Here is a 16,057-nt window from a genome sequence, read left to right on the forward strand (position 1 = left end):
CGCCAACTCCCTCTTGTTGCCGTTGAGTCGAACAGGTACACCTCGCCGTACCGATCTTTGGACGTTCCGGAGGAGGTACGCGTGCGCACCACGAGAACCGTTCCCGCGAGACCCGTACTGCTCATCGCCCTCACCACGGCGGGCTCCCTGCTTCTGACCACCCCGTACACCGCCGAGGCGGAACCCGGGCCCCCGGTCCACCGCGAGGCCGCGCCCGACCGGCACGCGGCGCGGACGCCGGTGAGCGCGGCCCAACGGGCCCTCGCCGGCGCCGGGATGCCGGCCGAGGCCGAGTCCGCGGCGACGCTCGGCGACGACAGCCGCGGCTACCCCCGCCGGCAGGTCCTGGTCCCCGACCCCGAGAACCCGGCCGACAAGTCCATCAAGCTGGGCCTGACCCCGTACCACGCCATCGCGCCGAAGCTGAACACCCTCCAGGCCCTCGGCGACCGGGTGAGCGTCGAGGTCGCTGGCCGGTCGGCCGGCGGGCACCGGCTCTACCTGGTCACCGTCACCGCCCCGGAGACCGCCCGCCAGGCCCGCGCCCAGGCGCGGATGCGCGAGCTCATCGAGAGCGCACCCGCCCTCGCCGCCAAGTCTCCCGAGGTCAGGAAGACGTACAAGACCCCCGTCTTCTTCAACAACAACATCCACGGCAACGAGTGGGAGGGCACCGACGCCTCCCTGAAGCTCATCGAGCGCCTCGCCACCGCCAAGGACGCCAGGACGCGCGACCTCCTCGCCCACAGCCGCCTGTACTTCAACATCACCGCCAACCCGGACGGCCGTATCGCCGGAACCCGCGCGAACGCCGCCGGCTTCGACATGAACCGGGACTTCGTCACCGCCTCGCAGCCCGAGGTGCGGGCGATGCGGCGGATCATGGTGGACAAGCAGCCGGCCGTCATGCTCGACCTGCACGGGTACGTCAACGGCACCCTCATCGAGCCGACCACTCCCCCACACGGCGAGAACTACGAGTACGACCTCTTCCTGAAGAACACCTACGCCAACGCCCTCGGCATGGAGGCCGCCGTCAACGGCCTCGGCTACACGCCGCAGAAGGACGGCGTCCAGCCCGCGCAGATACCGTTCCGCGACCAGGACGAGGGCTGGGACGACTGGCCGCCGGTCTTCACCCCGCAGTACGCGGCCTTCCACGGCACGGTCGCCGCGCACACGGTGGAGATCCCGATGCGGGTGAACAACGCCGACTACGACACCCTGCCCGTCGGCGAGCTTCGTCGCCGGTCGGCCATCAACGTGGACGTCGCCGGGGCCGCCCTGCGCGCCACCCTGGACTTCGTCCGGGACCGGCGCGCCTTGCTCGTCGCCGACCAGATCGAGGTGTTCCGGCGGGGTGCGGCGGGCGCCGCGCAGGTGCCGGTGTCGGAGGCGACCGTCCCGGGCGTCCCTGGCATCGGCCCGGAGGACGTGTACACGACCACCTTCCCGCGCGCGTACGTCCTCCCCTCCGGCGGCCCTGCCACCGCCCGTCTCGTCGACCATCTCCTCGCCAACGACATCCGCGTCACCCGCGCGGCACACGCCTTCCGGCTCGGCGGCCGGACGTACGCCAAGGGCTCCTACGTCGTCGACATGCGCCAGCCCAAGCGCGGGCTCGCGAACGCGCTCCTCGCCGACGGGCGGGACATCAGCGACAAGGTCTCGGTGATGTACGACATCTCGGGCTGGAGCCTGGGCCGGCTGTGGGGCGCGCCGGTCGGGACCCTGCCGGGTCTGCCGTACGGCGTGCTGCGCCCGGTCCGTGCGGCGTCCCCCGTCGCTTACGTCGCCCCGCGCGGCGACCTGCGGCTGCGGCTCGACGACCCGGACGAGGTCGCCGCCCTGAACTTCCTGCTGCGCAAGGGCGTCGAGGCCCGCCGCGCCGCCGACGGCAGCGCGATCGTGCCGGGGTCGGCCCGGCGCCTGGCGGCGGAGGCGGCCCGCGCCCACGGTGTCGCCTTCCACGCCACGAAGCTCACCGGCAGCACCCCGCTGCACCGCACCCGTGTCGCCGCCGCCGTCACGGCGGGTGAGCTGCTGGCGCTGCGGGAGATGGGCTTCGAGGTCACGCCGGTCTCGACGGGCGTGCTGAACGCAGGCTTCGACTGGTCGTCGGTGGACGTGCTGTTCGTGTCGGCGGGGCTGGCGTACGACGACCTGGAGGCCGGCGCCCGCGCGGGTCTCGACGCCTTCCTCGACGGGCACGGTCTGGTCGGCCGGGGTGCCACGGGTGCCGCGCTCGGCACAGCGGCCGGTTCGCTGTCCGTGGAGGCCGTCGAGGGCAACGGGGACGCCAACGGTGTGGTGCGCGTGGTGAACTCGGGCAGCCCCCTGATGCGGGGCGCACCGGCGCACAGTTTCGTGTACGCGCCCGTGTGGTTCACCGGCCTCGGTCCGGACGTCCGGGTCGAACAGACGTACGCGACCGGGAATCCGCTGGTCTCCGGGCACTGGCGGCCGGCGCCGGACGGCTCCGGCGGGCCGGCGGACGCGGCGGGGCGGGCCGCGGTGGTCAGCGGCCCGCGGGCGGTCCTGTTCGGCACCGAGCCGCTGTTCAGGGATCATCCCAAGGGGGAATTCGCGCAGGTGGGACGAGCATTGTTCGCCATGGCACCCGCAAGTGGCTCAGGTGAGGAGAGCGGATGACACGAGAGATCCACGGCACCGTCGCGGACGGCTTCGAGCCGGTGCGCGAGGAGTTCGCCGCGTTCGTGGCCGGTGAACTGCCGGACTACGAGGGACAGTTGTGCGCCTACGTGCACGGCCGCAGGGTCGTCGACCTGTGGGCCGGTGACGGCTGTGAGGCCGACTCCCTGTACGGGGTGTTCTCCTCCACCAAGGGCGCCGCGCACCTCGTGGTCGCGCTGCTCATCCAGGAGGGCACCCTGGAGCCGGACCGGAAGGTGACGTACTACTGGCCGGAGTTCGGGGCCGAGGGCAAGGGCGGCATCACCCTGCGCGATCTGCTCTCGCACCGGGCCGGGCTGATCGGTCTTGACGCCGGGTTCACCGGGGACGAGCTGGCCGACGACCGTGCGATCGCCGAGCGGCTCGCCGACCAGCGGCCGTTCTGGCGGCCGGGCACGGCCTTCGGGTACCACGCGTTCGTCATCGGCGCGCTCACCGGCGAGGTGGTACGGCGGGCGACCGGCCGGACGCTCCAGGAGGTCTACGAGGAGCGGGTGCGGGCGCCGTACGACCTGGGCTTCTATCTCGGGCTGCCCGAGGAGTTGGAGCCGCGGTACCGCTCGGTGCTGCCGATGGCGCCGACGCCGGAGCAGCAGGCGGCGCTGGACGCGGAGCCGACCGGGCCGCACACGCTGGCCTCGATCGCGTTCAACGCGCATGTCCCGGCGCCGGGGGAGCTGTCGGACTACCCCAACTCCCGTGCCGTGCGCGCGAGCGGACCCGCCTCGGCGGGCGGCGTCGCGTCCGCGCGCGGGCTGGCGGGGATGTACGCGGCGGCCGTCAGCGAGGTGGACGAGCGGCCGCCGCTGCTGAAGCCGGACACCGTCGCCGAGGTCGGCCAGATCCACTCGACCGGCTACGACCTGGTGGCCCGGTTCCACAAGTCCTTCGCACTGGGCTTCCAGGCGGTCGCCGACTACGTGTATCCGTTCCTGGGCGCGGGCGCCTTCGGGCACAGCGGCGCGAGCGGCTCCCAGGCCTTCGCGGACCCCCGCAGCGGCCTCGCCTACGGCTACACCCGCCGCCGCTACGCCTTCCCGGGCGGGGCGGCACCGGAGAACGAGCGGCTGGTGAGGGCGGTGCACCGGGCGGCTCTGGCGAGCTGACAGCGTGCGTGACAGAGGCCGCACCCCACGTCCAGGGGTGCGGCCTCCGCCGTGTGCAACGAGCGGGGTCAGACCAGCGTCACGCTGATGTTGCCGCGCGTCGCCTTCGAGTACGGGCAGACCTGGTGTGCCTTCTCAAGCAGGTCCCGGGCGGTGGCGGCGTCCACGTTCGGGATGGCCGCCGAGATCTCCACGATGATCCCGAACCCGTCGCCGTTCTTGCCGATGCCGACCTTCGCGGTGACGGTCGAACCGGAGATGTCGGCCTGCTCCTGGCGGGCCACGACGCCGAGGGCGCCCTGGAAGCAGGCGCTGTAACCGGCGGCGAACAGCTGCTCCGGGTTGGTGCCGGCGCCGCTGCCGCCCATCTCCTTGGGCGGGTTGACCACGACGTCGAGCTTGCCGTCGTCGGTGGCCACCCGGCCGTCGCGGCCGTTCTCGGCGGTGGCCACCGCGGTGTAGAGGACGTCAGCTCGACTGATGGGGGTGCTGGACATGCGGTGTCTTCTCCTCCTCGGTCCGCCGCGACTCGCGCCCACGATCGACGACGGTTTCGGAAAGAAGTTACCGCATGCCGGAAATCCAGCACAGGGTCAGAGCTTGACGATCATCTTTCCGGTGTTGTCACCGCGCAGCACACCGAGGAACGCCTCCAGGTTGTTCTCAATGCCCTCGACGACCGTCTCGCGGTACTTGAGCTGCCCCGAGGCGACCCACGGGCCGACCTCGGACACGAACTGCGGCTGGAGGTCGTAGTGGTCGCCGACCAGCAGGCCCTCGATGCGGCCGCGGGTCGCGATGAGGCGGGCGAGGTTCTTCGGGCCGGGGGCGGGCTCGGTGTTGTTGTAGACCGAGATCATGCCGCAGACGGCGATCCGGCCATGGACGTTGAGCTGGCCGATGGCGGCCTCCAGGTGGTCGCCGCCGACGTTGTCGAAGTACACGTCGATGCCGTCGGGGGCGGCCTCGCGCAGCTGCTCGTCCACCGAGCCGTTCTTGTAGTTGAACGCGGCGTCGAAGCCGTACTCCTCCACCAGGAGCTTGACCTTCTCGTCGGATCCGGCGGACCCGATGACCCGCGAGGCCCCCTTGAGCTTGGCGATCTGCCCGACCTGGCTGCCCACGGCACCCGCGGCGCCGGAGACGAAGACCGAGTCGCCCTCCTTGAAGGAGGCGGTGCGCAGCAGACCGGCGTAGGCGGTGAGGCCGGTCATGCCGAGGACGCCGAGGTACGTGGACAGCGGCGCGGCGTCCGGGTCGACCTTGACGGCGTTCTTCGCGTCCACCGCCGCGTACTCGCGCCAGCCGAGGAAGTGCAGGACGTGGTCGCCGACCGCGATCCCCTCGGCGTTGGACTCCACGACCTCGCCGACGGCGCCGCCCTGCATGACCTTGCCGAGCTCGAAGGGGGCGACGTAGGACTTGGCGGCCGACATGCGTCCGCGCATGTACGGGTCGACGGAGAGGTACTTGTTCCGTACGAGCACCTGGCCCTCACCGGGCGTCGGCGTCTCGGCCTCGACCAGGGCGAAGTCCTCGTCCTTGGGCCAGCCGACAGGGCGGGACAGGAGGTGCCATTCGCGGTTGCTCATGGGGGGATGCGCCTTTCCGTACGGGTATTTTTACTTCAGCATCTGAAACAACCATGCTCCTGAATATTTCAGGATGTCAAGTAACGGGGGTACCCTGAGAGCATGGCCACTCCACACAAGATCCGCCGTCCGGATGAACTGACCCTCGAAGTCGTCGACCTCATCGGTTCGGTCGTGGCCCGGTACCACGAGGAGTACGAGGAGGCCGCCGCCGAGCACGCGCTGACCGGCGCGCAGGCGCGGCTGCTCAGCCTGCTGTCGCTGGAGCCGCTGCCGATGCGCAAGCTGGCCCAGCAGCTGCGGTGCGAGCCGTCGAACGTGACCGGGATCGTGGACCGGCTGGAGTCCCGGGGCCTGGTGGAGCGGCGCCCCGACCCCGCGGACCGGCGGGTGAAGCTGGCCGCCGTCACGGAGGAGGGACGCCAGGTGGCCCGCGGGCTGCGCGAGTCCCTGCGTTTCGCCCGGGAGCCGCTCGCCGGGCTCTCCGCGGAGGAGCGGCTGTCCCTGCGGGATCTGCTGCGCCGGATGCTGGGCGCGGACGGCCGGTAGGGGGGCGGCGCCGGATCACCCGCGACAGGTGAGGTGCGGTCCGGGCGCGGGCGGTGTGATTCCTCTGTGGTCGGTATGCGGAACCCCGTGCGCGCGCCCCGCTCGGACGGGCGCCCCCGGGGAACGGCTCGGCGCTGGACGGCGCGGCTGGCGCTGCTGGTCGCGCTCGGCGCGCTCGCGCTGCTGCTGACGGCGGCCGGGGTCGACAGCCTCGCCCTGCTGCTCGTCGGTTTCGCGGGGCTCGCCGTCACCGCCGCCGCGCTGTGGTGGACGCTCTCCCGGCACGGTCTGTCCCGGGCGCTCGCCGCCACCCTCGCCCTGCTGACACCGGGCGCCGTGCTGCTGGCCTACGCGACGGTGGGCCTGCTGTGGGCGGTGCTGTCGGCCCTCGCCCTGTGGGCGGTGGCGGCGCTGATCGGCCGGGCCGCGCTCGCCGCGGAGGTTCAGCCCCCGCCGCCGCGCGGACACCGGACGCCGCCGCCCAAGGCGCCGTTCCTCATCATGAACCCGCGCTCGGGCGGCGGGAAGGTCGGCAAGTTCGATCTCGTGGCCAAGGCTCGGGCCCGGGGTGCCGAGGTCGCCGTGCTCGACCCGGCGCGGCCGCGGGACGTCGGCGAACTCGCCCGCCAAGCCGTGGTGGAGGGTGCCGATCTGCTGGGCGTCGCCGGCGGGGACGGCACCCAGGCGCTGGTGGCGGGCGTGGCGGCGGGGCGCGGGCTGCCGTTCACGGTGATCTCGGCCGGCACCCGCAACCACTTCGCCATGGACCTCGGCCTGGACCGCGACGACCCGTCGGCCTGCCTGGACTCCCTCACCGACGGGGTCGAACTCCACGTCGACCTGGGCCTGATCGGTGAGCGCGTGTTCGTGAACACCGCGTCCTTCGGGGTGTACGCGGCGGTGGTGCAGAGCCCCGCCTACCGGGACGACAAGGTGCACACCATCATGCGGGAGCTGCCGGACCTGCTGACCCATCACACCGGGCCGCGACTGACCGTGCGCGTGGGCGAGGCGGTCATCGAGGCGCCCCAAGGGGTGCTGATCAGCAACAACCCCTACGGCCTCGGCGATGCCGCAGGGCTCGGGCGGCGACCGCGGCTGGACTCCGGGGCGCTCGGTGTCATCGGGATCAGCGTCGACAACGCCGCCCAGGCGGCCGGTCTGCTGCGCGGCCACCAGTCGCGCGGGCTCACCGTGCTGACCGCGAGCGAGGTGGTCGTCGACGCCGACGCCCCCGAGATCCCGGTCGGCGTGGACGGCGAGGCCCTGCTGCTGCCCACGCCGGTCGTCTGCCGCGTGATGCCCGGCGCGCTGCGCGTCCGCGTGCCGCGCGAGCGGCCGGGCGTGCCCCGCACCAGGCCGCCGGTCGACTGGCGGGCCCTGCGCCGGCTGGCCTTCTCGGGCGGCGTCGCCTCAGGCGCTCCCGGCGGTCCGGATTCGCGGGAGTGAACGGCTTATCAGGTGCACGACCTCAGGAGGTCTTCGGTGCACGACCACAGGAACTCTTAGGTGCACCACCACAGGAACCGGTCGCACGTCTCGGACGGCGTCGGGTCCGGCGTCGGGTCCGAGGTGGTCGGCTGCGCCGTCGGGGTCGGGTCCGGTGCGGACGTCGGCGTCGGCTGCGGGGCCGAGGTGGACGTGTCCGAGCCGCCGCCGGCCGGCGCCGACTGGGCGCCCTTGGTGGGGGTCTTGTCCTCGTCCTTCTTGTCGTCCTCGTCCTTCGGCGACTTCGAGGCCGAGGGGGAGGTCGAGGCATCCGGTGACGGCGAGTCCTTGCCCGGCAGCGTCGAGCCGTCCGTCGCCTCGGGGGACGCGGACACCTCCTCCGACGCCGCGCCCTCCGCCGACTCGTCCCCCGCCGCGGCCGGCCGGTGGTTCGTGCCGGGGGCGTCCATGCCGAGTTCGGCGAGGCTCAGGCCCCCGGCGGCCAGGACGAACCCGGCGGCGATCAGCAGGGTCCGGCGACGGCGGCGGCGATGCGCGGCGGCCTTGCGATCGCGACGGCTGGCACCGACCGACTCGCCGTCCTCGTCCGGCTCGTCGTCGTACTCGTCGTACTCGTCGTACGCGTCCTCGGATTCGGCGGGCTCGTCCGCGTACTCGGCGTGCCCGTCGCTCTCGACATGGCCCTCGGGCTCCTCGTGACCGCGCCTGCGCCCGCGGCCGCGGCGCTGCGCCGCCCGGCGAGCGGCCCGTCCGCCGACGACCGCCACGGGTTCCGGGGCCGGCTCGGCCTCGTGCCCCTCCGCGTGCTGGTCCGCGCCCTCATGAGGAACGGCGTAGTCGCCACCGCCGTAACCCGCATCGCCGTACCCGCCACCGGCGTACTGCGCTTCGTACCGCTCGGCCATCTGCGGGTACGCCTCGTTCGGGGCACCCGCGTACACCCGGGGTTGTTCGACCGTGGCGCCGCACCCCGGGCAGGCGAGGGCGCCATTCAGGTGCCGTCGGCACGGGTGGCAGTAGTCCATGACGCGGGAAGACTAGGTTCCGCAGACGCACAGTTCCTAGTCACACCTGTGAAAGTTCTGTAGTAAACAAGCCCTTCCCGCATGGCGAGTTGACGGATATGCCTGGACACGCCAGAGACGCCCTCCACGCTCCGCTACGGACCGCCCGAAATCCGTATCGAAAGCGGTGTCGAAACCGTTATGTGTTCGACCCATTGACACTCCCGGCGCCGCCTCCCTACTGTCACGACAGCATTTCGAACGTGTGACGAAATATCGAACGCGCTCGAGTGCGACGCGAAATGGCCGACGACGCAGCAAGGGGCAACTGCCGTGCGCATCACCGGAATCAGCACACACGTGGTCGGGACGCCGTGGCGCAACCTGACCTACGTCCAGGTGCACACCGACGAGGGAGTCACCGGAGTCGGCGAGACCCGGATGCTGGGGCACACCGACGCGCTCATCGGCTATCTGCGGGAGGCCGAGGCCAACCACATTCTCGGTTCGGACCCGTTCGCCGTCGAGGATCTCGTACGCCGCATGAAGTACGGCGACTACGGCCGGGCCGGCGAGATCGTGATGTCCGGTATCGCCGTGATCGAGATGGCCTGCTGGGACATCAAGGGCAAGGCCCTCGGGGTCCCGGTCTGGCAGCTGCTCGGCGGCAAGGTCACCGACAAGGTGAAGGCGTACGCCAACGGCTGGTACACGACGGAGCGGACCCCGGAGGCGTACCACAAGGCCGCCCAGGGCGTGATGGAGCGCGGGTACCGGGCGCTCAAGATCGACCCCTTCGGCACCGGGCACTTCGAGCTCGACCACCAGCAGACCCTGTACGCGGTCTCCCTCATCGAGGCCGTACGGGACGCCATCGGCCCCGAGGCCGAGCTGATGCTGGAGATGCACGGCCGCTTCTCCCCCGCCACCGCCGTACGGCTCGCACGGGAACTGGCCCCCTTCAAGCCGGCCTGGCTGGAGGAGCCCTGCCCGCCGGAGAACCTGAAGGCGCTGGAGAAGGTCGCCGCCAAGGTGGACATGCCGGTCGCTACGGGCGAGCGGATTCACGATCGCATCGAGTTCCGCGAGCTGTTCGAGAGCCAGGCCGTCGACATCATCCAGCCCGACGTCGGCCACATCGGCGGCATCTGGGAGACCCGCAAGCTGGCGGCGACCGCCGAGACCCACTACGTGCTGGTCGCCCCGCACAACGTGGGCGGCTCGGTCCTGACCGCCGCCTCCCTCCAGGTCGGCTTCACCTCCCCGAACTTCAAGATCCTGGAGCACTTCAACGACTTCGCCGACGCGGAGATCAAGAAGGTCGTCAAGGGCGCGCCGCAGGTGAACCCGGAGGACGGCTGCTTCCACCTCTCCGACGCCCCCGGCCTCGGGGTCGAGTTCGACGCCGACGCCGCCGCCGAGTTCCCGCAGCAGCAGGCCCGCTTCGACCTGTGGGCCGAGGGCTGGGAGCAGCGCAAGCCCAAGGGCACGCAGTGAGCACCGCCGTCGTCATCGAGGCGCCCGGCGAGCACCGGCTCACCGCGCACACGCCGCGCGAGCCGGAGGCCGGGGAGGCGCTGGTGCGCGTCCACGCGGTCGGCATCTGCGGCAGCGACCGCGAGGTGTACCAGGGCAACCGGCCCGAGGGGTACGTCCGTTACCCGCTCACCCCCGGCCACGAGTGGTCCGGAACCGTGCAGGCGGTCGGCGCCGGGGTGCCCTCGACGCTCGTCGGCCGCAAGGTCGTCGGCGAGGGCTTCCGCAACTGCCAGGTCTGCGACCGCTGCCACGCCGGTGAGACGACGCTGTGCGGCGCGGGGTACGAGGAGACCGGCTTCACCCAGCCGGGCGCCATGGCGGCCACGCTGACGCTCCCCGCCCGGCTGCTGCACGTCCTGCCGGACGACTGCGACCTGACCGCCGCCGCCCTGCTGGAGCCGGCCGCCTGCATCGCCGCCGCGGCGATCAAGGCGAACGCGCTGCCGGGTGAGCGGGTGGCCGTGGTAGGCACCGGGACGCTCGGGATGTTCGCCGTCCAGTTCCTGAAGGCGGGCTCGCCGGCCGAGCTGCTCGTGGTGGGCACGCGGCGCGACCGCGAGGCGCTGTCGCGGCAGTACGGCGCGAGCGACTTCCGCACCAAGGACCAGGAGCTCCCGGACGACTTCGACGTCGTCATCGAGACCGCCGGGTCCGCGGACGCGGCGCGGGTGTCCGCCGGACTGCTCCGGCGCGGCGGTCGGCTGGTCCTGACCGGGATCCCGGCGCCGGGCGCGCAGGGGCTCGACCCGACCGACCTCGTCGTACGGCAGCTGGAGGTGCACACCGTCTTCGGGGCGCCGCCGGACGCCTGGGCGCACACGGTGCGCGTGTTCGGCGCGGGGCTGCTCGATCCGCTGCCGCTGGTCACGCACGAGCTGCCGCTTCAGGAGTTCCCGCAGGCGATCGAGCTCGTCGGGTCCGGCGATCCGAAGGTGGGCAAGGTCCTGCTCCGCCCCTAGCCGTACGCCGGTACGGGGGCAACCTGACGGTCCCCGTACCGGCGTACATCCAGGCCCCGCACACCCTGAGCCGCGAACCTCGTCCGACATATCGAACAAGAAGGACAGCTTGTGACCGACGCTTCCGCAGCCCGCCGACCCGGTGAGCAGGTGCTCGCCGCCCTCGGCCTGGGTGCGCCCGACCTCTCCCCCGCCGACGCCTCGCCCCACTCCTTCCCGGGCGGCGGCCGCTGGCGCACCGAGATCCCCTCGTGCGAGGGTCCCGAAGCGCTGGCCGTCGTCCTGAAGGAAGCCTCGCTGCTGGACGTGCCGATCCACCGGATCAGCCAGGGCAGCGGTGTGTGGATGCTGACCGACGCCGAGATCACCGAGATGGTCGACGCGACGAACGAGCGTGACATCGAGCTCTGCCTGTTCACCGGCCCGCGCGGCACCTGGGACATCGGCGGCTCCACGCGCACCGACTCGCGGGGGGCCGGACTGCGCGCCCGGGGCCACGACGCCGTCGCCGGCTGTGTCGAGGACGCCGTCCGGGCCACGGAGCTGGGCGTCAAGTGCCTGCTCGTCGCCGACGAGGGCGTGCTGTGGACGCTGCACCGGGCGAGAGTCGCCGGGATCATCCCGGCCGACACCACGCTCAAGGTGAGCGCGCTGATCGGCCCCGTGAACCCGGCCGCGTACGCGGTCTACGAGAACCTGGGCGCCGACTCGGTCAACGTGCCCAGCGACCTGACGCTCGATCACCTCACCGAGATACGGCGGATCTCCGCCGCCCCCATGGACATGTACATCGAGGCCCCCGACGACCTCGGCGGCTATGTGCGGATGTACGAGGTCGCCGAGCTGATCCGGCGCGGCGCACCGCTGTATCTGAAGTTCGGGCTCGCCAAGGCCCCCGGCATCTACCCCTACGGACACCACATGCGGGACCTGACGCTGGCCACCGCCCGGGAACGCGTACGGCGCGGCCGGCTGGCCCTGGACCTGCTCGCACGGCACGGAGCTGACGGCGACATGGCGCCTCTCGGTTCACGGCTGCCCGGAACGCTGAAGCGATTCGAAACTCCCGCATAACGTTCCGGACAAACCCCCTTCACAGAAGACGACGCAGTCGAACACAATCCCACACACCCTCGGTCGACCACACAGCCCCAGCGGCAGCGTCCTCGCATCGCCAGACCGAGCCCTGCCACACACACATCAAGGATGATGACCATGCGTACTCGCAGAGCCGCACTCGCCGCCATAGCCTCCGCCGCGTCCCTCGCGCTCACCCTGTCCGCCTGTGGCCAGAGCGGCGAGGGCGGCAGCAAGGAGGAGGGCGGCGACACCAAGGGCGCCACCATCGGCATCGCGATGCCGACCAAGTCCTCCGAGCGCTGGATCGCCGACGGCAACAACGTCGTCAAGGACCTGGAGTCCAAGGGCTACAAGACCAAGCTGGTCTACGGCGAGGACGACCCGGACCAGCAGGTCTCCCAGATCGAGAACCTGATCACGCAGGGCGTCAAGGCGCTGATCATCGCGGCCATCGACAACAAGTCGATGAACAACGTGCTCCAGCAGGCCAAGGACGCGAACATCCCGGTCATCTCCTACGACCGCCTCATCCTCGGCAGCCCGAACGTCGACTACTACGCCTCGTTCGACAACGAGAAGGTCGGCGAGCTCCAGGCCAACTACATGGTCGAGAAGCTCGGCCTGAAGGACGGCTCCAAGAAGGGCCCGTTCAACATCGAGCTGTTCGCCGGCTCCAACGACGACAACAACACCCGCTACTTCTTCGGCGGGGCGATGAAGGTCCTGCAGCCCTACATCGACAAGAAGCAGCTCGTCGTCAAGTCCGGCCAGACCAAGCTGACCCAGGTCACCACCCTGCGCTGGGACGGCGGCACCGCCCAGAAGCGCATGGACGACATCCTGACGTCGAAGTACCGGTCGGGCAGGGTCGACGCGGTCCTCTCGCCGTACGACGGCATCTCCATCGGCATCCTCTCGGCGCTGAAGTCCGACGACTACGGCTCCAAGAGCAAGCCGCTGCCGATCGTCACCGGCCAGGACGCCGAGCTCGCCTCGGTGAAGTCGATCATCGCCGACGAGCAGTCGATGACGGTGTACAAGGACACCCGTGAACTCGCCAAGGTGGCCTCGAACATGGTCGACGCGGTGCTCAACAAGAAGAAGCCCGAGGTCAACGACACCGAGACCTACGACAACGGATCGAAGGTCGTCCCGGCGTACCTGCTGGAGCCGGTCGCGGTCGACAAGACCAACTACCAGAAGGAAGTCGTGGACTCCGGCTACCTCAAGGCGAGCGACCTCAAGTAACCGCCGGCCCACTCTGATTGGAAGGCACGACCATGGCGGGACCCGTCCTGGAAATGCGCTCGATCGTCAAGACCTTTCCCGGCGTCAAGGCGCTGTCGGACGTCACGCTGACCGTCCAGCAGGGCGAGGTCCACGCCATCTGCGGGGAGAACGGCGCCGGTAAGTCGACCCTGATGAAGGTCCTCTCCGGCGTCCACCCGCACGGCACCTACGAGGGGGACATCCTCTTCGAGGGCGAAGTCTGCGAGTTCAAGGGCATCCGGGCGAGCGAGCACCACGGCATCGTCATCATCCACCAGGAACTGGCGCTGTCGCCGTACCTCTCCCTCGCGGAGAACATCTTCCTCGGCAACGAGCACGCCAAGGGCGGGTTCATCGACTGGCGGGAGACCCTGCGACACGCCACCGAGCTGCTGCGCCGGGTCGGCCTGTCCGACCACCCCGACACCCGCGTCGCCGACATCGGCGTCGGCAAGCAGCAGCTGGTGGAGATCGCGAAGGCGCTCTCGAAGAAGGTGAAGCTGCTCATCCTGGATGAGCCGACCGCGGCCCTGAACGACGAGGACAGCGGCAAACTCCTGGATCTGATCCTGGAGTTGAAGAAGCAGGGCATCACCTCGATCATCATCTCCCACAAGCTCAACGAGATCCGCAAGGTCGCCGACTCGGTGACGATCCTCCGTGACGGCCAGACCATCGAGACCCTCGACGTGAAGGCGCCGGAGACCACCGAGGACCGGATCATCAGCGGCATGGTCGGCCGGGACCTGGAGAACCGCTTCCCCGACCGCACCCCGCACGAGCCGGAGGAGGGCGCGGCCCCCGCGCTCGAGATCCGCAACTGGACCGTGCACCACCCGATCGACCAGCAGCGCAAGGTCGTCGACGACGTGTCGCTCCAGGTGCGGCGCGGGGAGATCGTCGGTATCGCGGGCCTGATGGGCGCCGGCCGCACCGAGCTCGCGATGAGCGTGTTCGGGCGGACCTACGGCCGCTACCACGGCGGCACGGTCCTCAAGGACGGCACGGAGATCCGTACGAAGACCGTCCCCGAGGCGGTGAAGCACGGCATCGCCTACGTCACCGAGGACCGCAAGCACTACGGCCTGAACCTCATCGACACCATCAACCGCAACATCTCGCTCAGCGCGCTGGGCAAGGTCTCCAAGCGGGGCGTGGTCGACGAGCACGGGGAGCGGCAGGTCGCCGAGGGCTTCCGCAAGTCCATGAACATCAAGGCGCCGACCGTCTTCGAGCCGGTGGGCAAGCTGTCCGGCGGCAACCAGCAGAAGGTCGTCCTCAGCAAGTGGATCTTCGCCGGTCCCGATGTGCTGATCCTGGACGAGCCGACGCGCGGCATCGACGTCGGCGCCAAGTACGAGATCTACACGGTCATCGACCAGCTGGCCGCCCAGGGCAAGGCGGTCGTCTTCATCTCCTCCGAGCTGCCGGAGCTGCTCGGCATGTGTGACCGCATCTACACGATGGCCGCGGGGCGGCTGACCGGCGAGTTCTCGCGGGCCGAGGCCTCGCAGGAATCGCTGATGCGTCAGATGACAAAGGACAAAGAGGTAACCCGATGAGCACGGATGTGACCGCCAAGAGCCCGGCCCCCGCGCCGCCGGGGAAGAGCTCGGGGGCCGCGGGCGACGGCCTGCTCCAGCTCGTGCTGGACGGCATGCGCCGCAACATGCGGCAGTACGGCATGCTGATCGCCCTCGGCCTGATCGTGGTGCTGTTCGCGGTCTGGACCGACGGCGACCTGCTGCTGCCGCGCAACGTCTCCAACCTGGTGCTGCAGAACAGCTACATCCTGATCCTCGCGATCGGCATGATGCTGGTCATCATCGCCGGCCACATCGACCTGTCCGTCGGCTCGTTGACGGCGTTCGTCGGCTCGATGGCGGCCGTGTTCATGGTCAAGAACGACATGCCATGGCCACTCGCCGTGATCCTCTGCCTGGCGATGGGCGCCCTCGCGGGTGCCGCGCAAGGGTTCTTCATCGCGTACGGCGGAATACCGTCCTTCATCGTGACCCTCGCGGGCATGCTGATCTTCCGCGGGCTGACGGAGATCTTCCTGGAGGGCCAGACCCTCGGCCCGTTCCCGGAGGGCCTGCAGAAGGTCGCCAACGGCTTCCTGCCCGAGGTCGGACCGAACACGAACTACCACAACCTCACGCTGCTGCTCGGCTTCGCGATGATCGCGTTCGTGGTCTTCCAGGAGTTCCGTGACCGCCGCCGCCAGCAGGAGTTCTCCCTCGACGTCCCGCCCTTCAACCTGTTCCTGCTGAAGCTGGTCGCGCTCGGCGCCGCCATCCTCACGCTGACCATGCTGCTGGCCAGCTACAAGGGCGCCCCGATCGTGCTGCTCATCCTGGGCGTGCTGCTCGTCGGCTTCGGCTACGTCATGCGCAACGCGATCATCGGCCGCCACATCTACGCGATCGGCGGCAACCTCCCGGCGGCCAAGCTGTCGGGTGTGAAGGACAAGAAGGTCACCTTCCTGGTCTTCCTGAACATGGGCATGCTCGCGGCCCTGGCGGGTCTGGTCTTCGCCGCCCGCTTCAACGCGGCCTCTCCCAAGGCCGGCCTCAACTTCGAGCTGGAGGCCATCGCGGCCTCGTTCATCGGCGGCGCGTCGATGAGCGGCGGCGTCGGCACGGTCCTCGGCGCGATCATCGGCGGCCTGGTCCTGGGCGTGCTGAACAACGGTATGAACCTCGTCGGCATCGGCACCGACTGGCAGCAGGTCATCAAGGGCCTGGTGCTGCTGGCGGCGGTCGGGTTCGACGTGTGGAACAAGCGCAAGGTCGGTTCGTAAGTCCAAGCACAGG

At 70.4% G+C, this 16,057-nt stretch carries 13 protein-coding genes; 10 read left to right on the top strand and 3 right to left on the bottom strand.

The genetic code is table 11. From position 1 onward, the window contains the following. Positions 1-81: 81 nt before the first annotated feature. Positions 82-2,652 carry a M14 family zinc carboxypeptidase gene (locus tag ACIRD7_RS10360; RefSeq protein WP_403452054.1) on the top strand — a complete coding sequence of 857 codons (2,571 nt, stop codon included), beginning with the start codon at positions 82-84 and terminating at the stop codon, positions 2,650-2,652. Beyond that, positions 2,649-3,800, top strand: coding sequence for a serine hydrolase domain-containing protein (locus tag ACIRD7_RS10365; RefSeq protein ID WP_403452056.1), 1,152 nt, complete (start codon positions 2,649-2,651; stop codon positions 3,798-3,800). Before ACIRD7_RS10360 ends, ACIRD7_RS10365 begins: the two co-directional genes overlap by 4 nt. Before the next feature lie 68 nt (positions 3,801-3,868). Here ACIRD7_RS10365 and ACIRD7_RS10370 read toward each other — a convergent pair whose 3' ends face one another. Next, positions 3,869-4,297 carry an organic hydroperoxide resistance protein gene (locus tag ACIRD7_RS10370; RefSeq protein WP_403452058.1) on the bottom strand — a complete coding sequence of 143 codons (429 nt, stop codon included), beginning with the start codon at positions 4,295-4,297 and terminating at the stop codon, positions 3,869-3,871. 96 nt (positions 4,298-4,393) lie between these two features. Beyond that, on the bottom strand, positions 4,394-5,392 hold the full coding sequence (locus ACIRD7_RS10375; RefSeq protein ID WP_403452059.1) for an NADP-dependent oxidoreductase: 999 nt from the start codon (positions 5,390-5,392) through the stop codon (positions 4,394-4,396). Positions 5,393-5,494: 102 nt separating this feature from the next. On the opposite strand from ACIRD7_RS10375, the gene ACIRD7_RS10380 reads away from it, so the two are divergent. Together ACIRD7_RS10380 and ACIRD7_RS10385 are read left to right on the top strand one after the other, a co-directional pair. Further along, positions 5,495-5,941 carry a MarR family transcriptional regulator gene (locus ACIRD7_RS10380; RefSeq protein ID WP_403452060.1) on the top strand — a complete coding sequence of 149 codons (447 nt, stop codon included), beginning with the start codon at positions 5,495-5,497 and terminating at the stop codon, positions 5,939-5,941. A gap of 87 nt (positions 5,942-6,028) precedes the next feature. Further along, on the top strand, positions 6,029-7,390 hold the full coding sequence (locus ACIRD7_RS10385) for a diacylglycerol/lipid kinase family protein (protein ID WP_403452062.1): 1,362 nt from the start codon (positions 6,029-6,031) through the stop codon (positions 7,388-7,390). A 56-nt stretch (positions 7,391-7,446) separates the two neighbouring features. Here the strand turns inward: ACIRD7_RS10385 and ACIRD7_RS10390 are convergent, their stop codons facing one another. After that, the gene (locus ACIRD7_RS10390; protein WP_403452064.1) at positions 7,447-8,415 is read right to left on the bottom strand and encodes a hypothetical protein; all 969 of its coding nucleotides are present in this window, start codon (positions 8,413-8,415) and stop codon (positions 7,447-7,449) included. A 312-nt stretch (positions 8,416-8,727) separates the two neighbouring features. On the opposite strand from ACIRD7_RS10390, the gene ACIRD7_RS10395 reads away from it, so the two are divergent. From ACIRD7_RS10395 to mmsB, 6 genes are all read left to right on the top strand, one after another. Continuing rightward, a complete protein-coding gene (locus ACIRD7_RS10395; RefSeq protein ID WP_403452065.1) occupies positions 8,728-9,891 on the top strand; it encodes a mandelate racemase/muconate lactonizing enzyme family protein in 1,164 nt (387 codons plus the stop codon). Beyond that, positions 9,888-10,892, top strand: a complete 1,005-nt coding sequence (locus ACIRD7_RS10400; protein ID WP_403452067.1) for a zinc-binding dehydrogenase — start codon at positions 9,888-9,890, stop codon at positions 10,890-10,892. The genes ACIRD7_RS10395 and ACIRD7_RS10400 overlap by 4 nt, the downstream gene beginning before the upstream one ends. Positions 10,893-11,003: 111 nt before the next feature. Beyond that, positions 11,004-11,966 (top strand): hypothetical protein, encoded by a 963-nt coding sequence (locus ACIRD7_RS10405; RefSeq protein ID WP_403452069.1) that lies wholly within the window; start codon positions 11,004-11,006, stop codon positions 11,964-11,966. Between the two features lie 135 nt (positions 11,967-12,101). Further along, positions 12,102-13,220, top strand: coding sequence for a multiple monosaccharide ABC transporter substrate-binding protein (gene chvE / locus ACIRD7_RS10410; RefSeq protein WP_403452070.1), 1,119 nt, complete (start codon positions 12,102-12,104; stop codon positions 13,218-13,220). A gap of 32 nt (positions 13,221-13,252) precedes the next feature. Further along, the gene (mmsA, locus tag ACIRD7_RS10415; RefSeq protein WP_403452071.1) at positions 13,253-14,803 is read left to right on the top strand and encodes a multiple monosaccharide ABC transporter ATP-binding protein; all 1,551 of its coding nucleotides are present in this window, start codon (positions 13,253-13,255) and stop codon (positions 14,801-14,803) included. Then, positions 14,800-16,044: a multiple monosaccharide ABC transporter permease gene (gene mmsB, locus ACIRD7_RS10420; RefSeq protein ID WP_403452073.1), complete on the top strand. Its 1,245-nt coding sequence runs from the start codon at positions 14,800-14,802 to the stop codon at positions 16,042-16,044. Before mmsA ends, mmsB begins: the two co-directional genes overlap by 4 nt. Positions 16,045-16,057 lie beyond the last annotated feature (13 nt).

This window comes from Streptomyces sp. NPDC093568 (assembly GCF_044764945.1).
Lineage (GTDB): Bacteria > Actinomycetota > Actinomycetes > Streptomycetales > Streptomycetaceae > Streptomyces.

Excerpts from the sequence above, each read along its gene's own strand:
- ACIRD7_RS10380 (WP_403452060.1), top strand. The coding sequence starts at position 5,495 with ATGGCCACTCCACACAAGATCCGCCGTCCGGATGAACTGACCCTCGAA.
- ACIRD7_RS10365 (WP_403452056.1), top strand. The coding sequence starts at position 2,649 with ATGACACGAGAGATCCACGGCACCGTCGCGGACGGCTTCGAGCCGGTG.
- mmsB (WP_403452073.1), top strand. The coding sequence starts at position 14,800 with ATGAGCACGGATGTGACCGCCAAGAGCCCGGCCCCCGCGCCGCCGGGG.
- ACIRD7_RS10375 (WP_403452059.1), bottom strand. The coding sequence starts at position 5,392 with ATGAGCAACCGCGAATGGCACCTCCTGTCCCGCCCTGTCGGCTGGCCC.
- mmsA (WP_403452071.1), top strand. The coding sequence starts at position 13,253 with ATGGCGGGACCCGTCCTGGAAATGCGCTCGATCGTCAAGACCTTTCCC.
- ACIRD7_RS10370 (WP_403452058.1), bottom strand. The coding sequence starts at position 4,297 with ATGTCCAGCACCCCCATCAGTCGAGCTGACGTCCTCTACACCGCGGTG.
- chvE (WP_403452070.1), top strand. The coding sequence starts at position 12,102 with ATGACCATGCGTACTCGCAGAGCCGCACTCGCCGCCATAGCCTCCGCC.
- ACIRD7_RS10390 (WP_403452064.1), bottom strand. The coding sequence starts at position 8,415 with ATGGACTACTGCCACCCGTGCCGACGGCACCTGAATGGCGCCCTCGCC.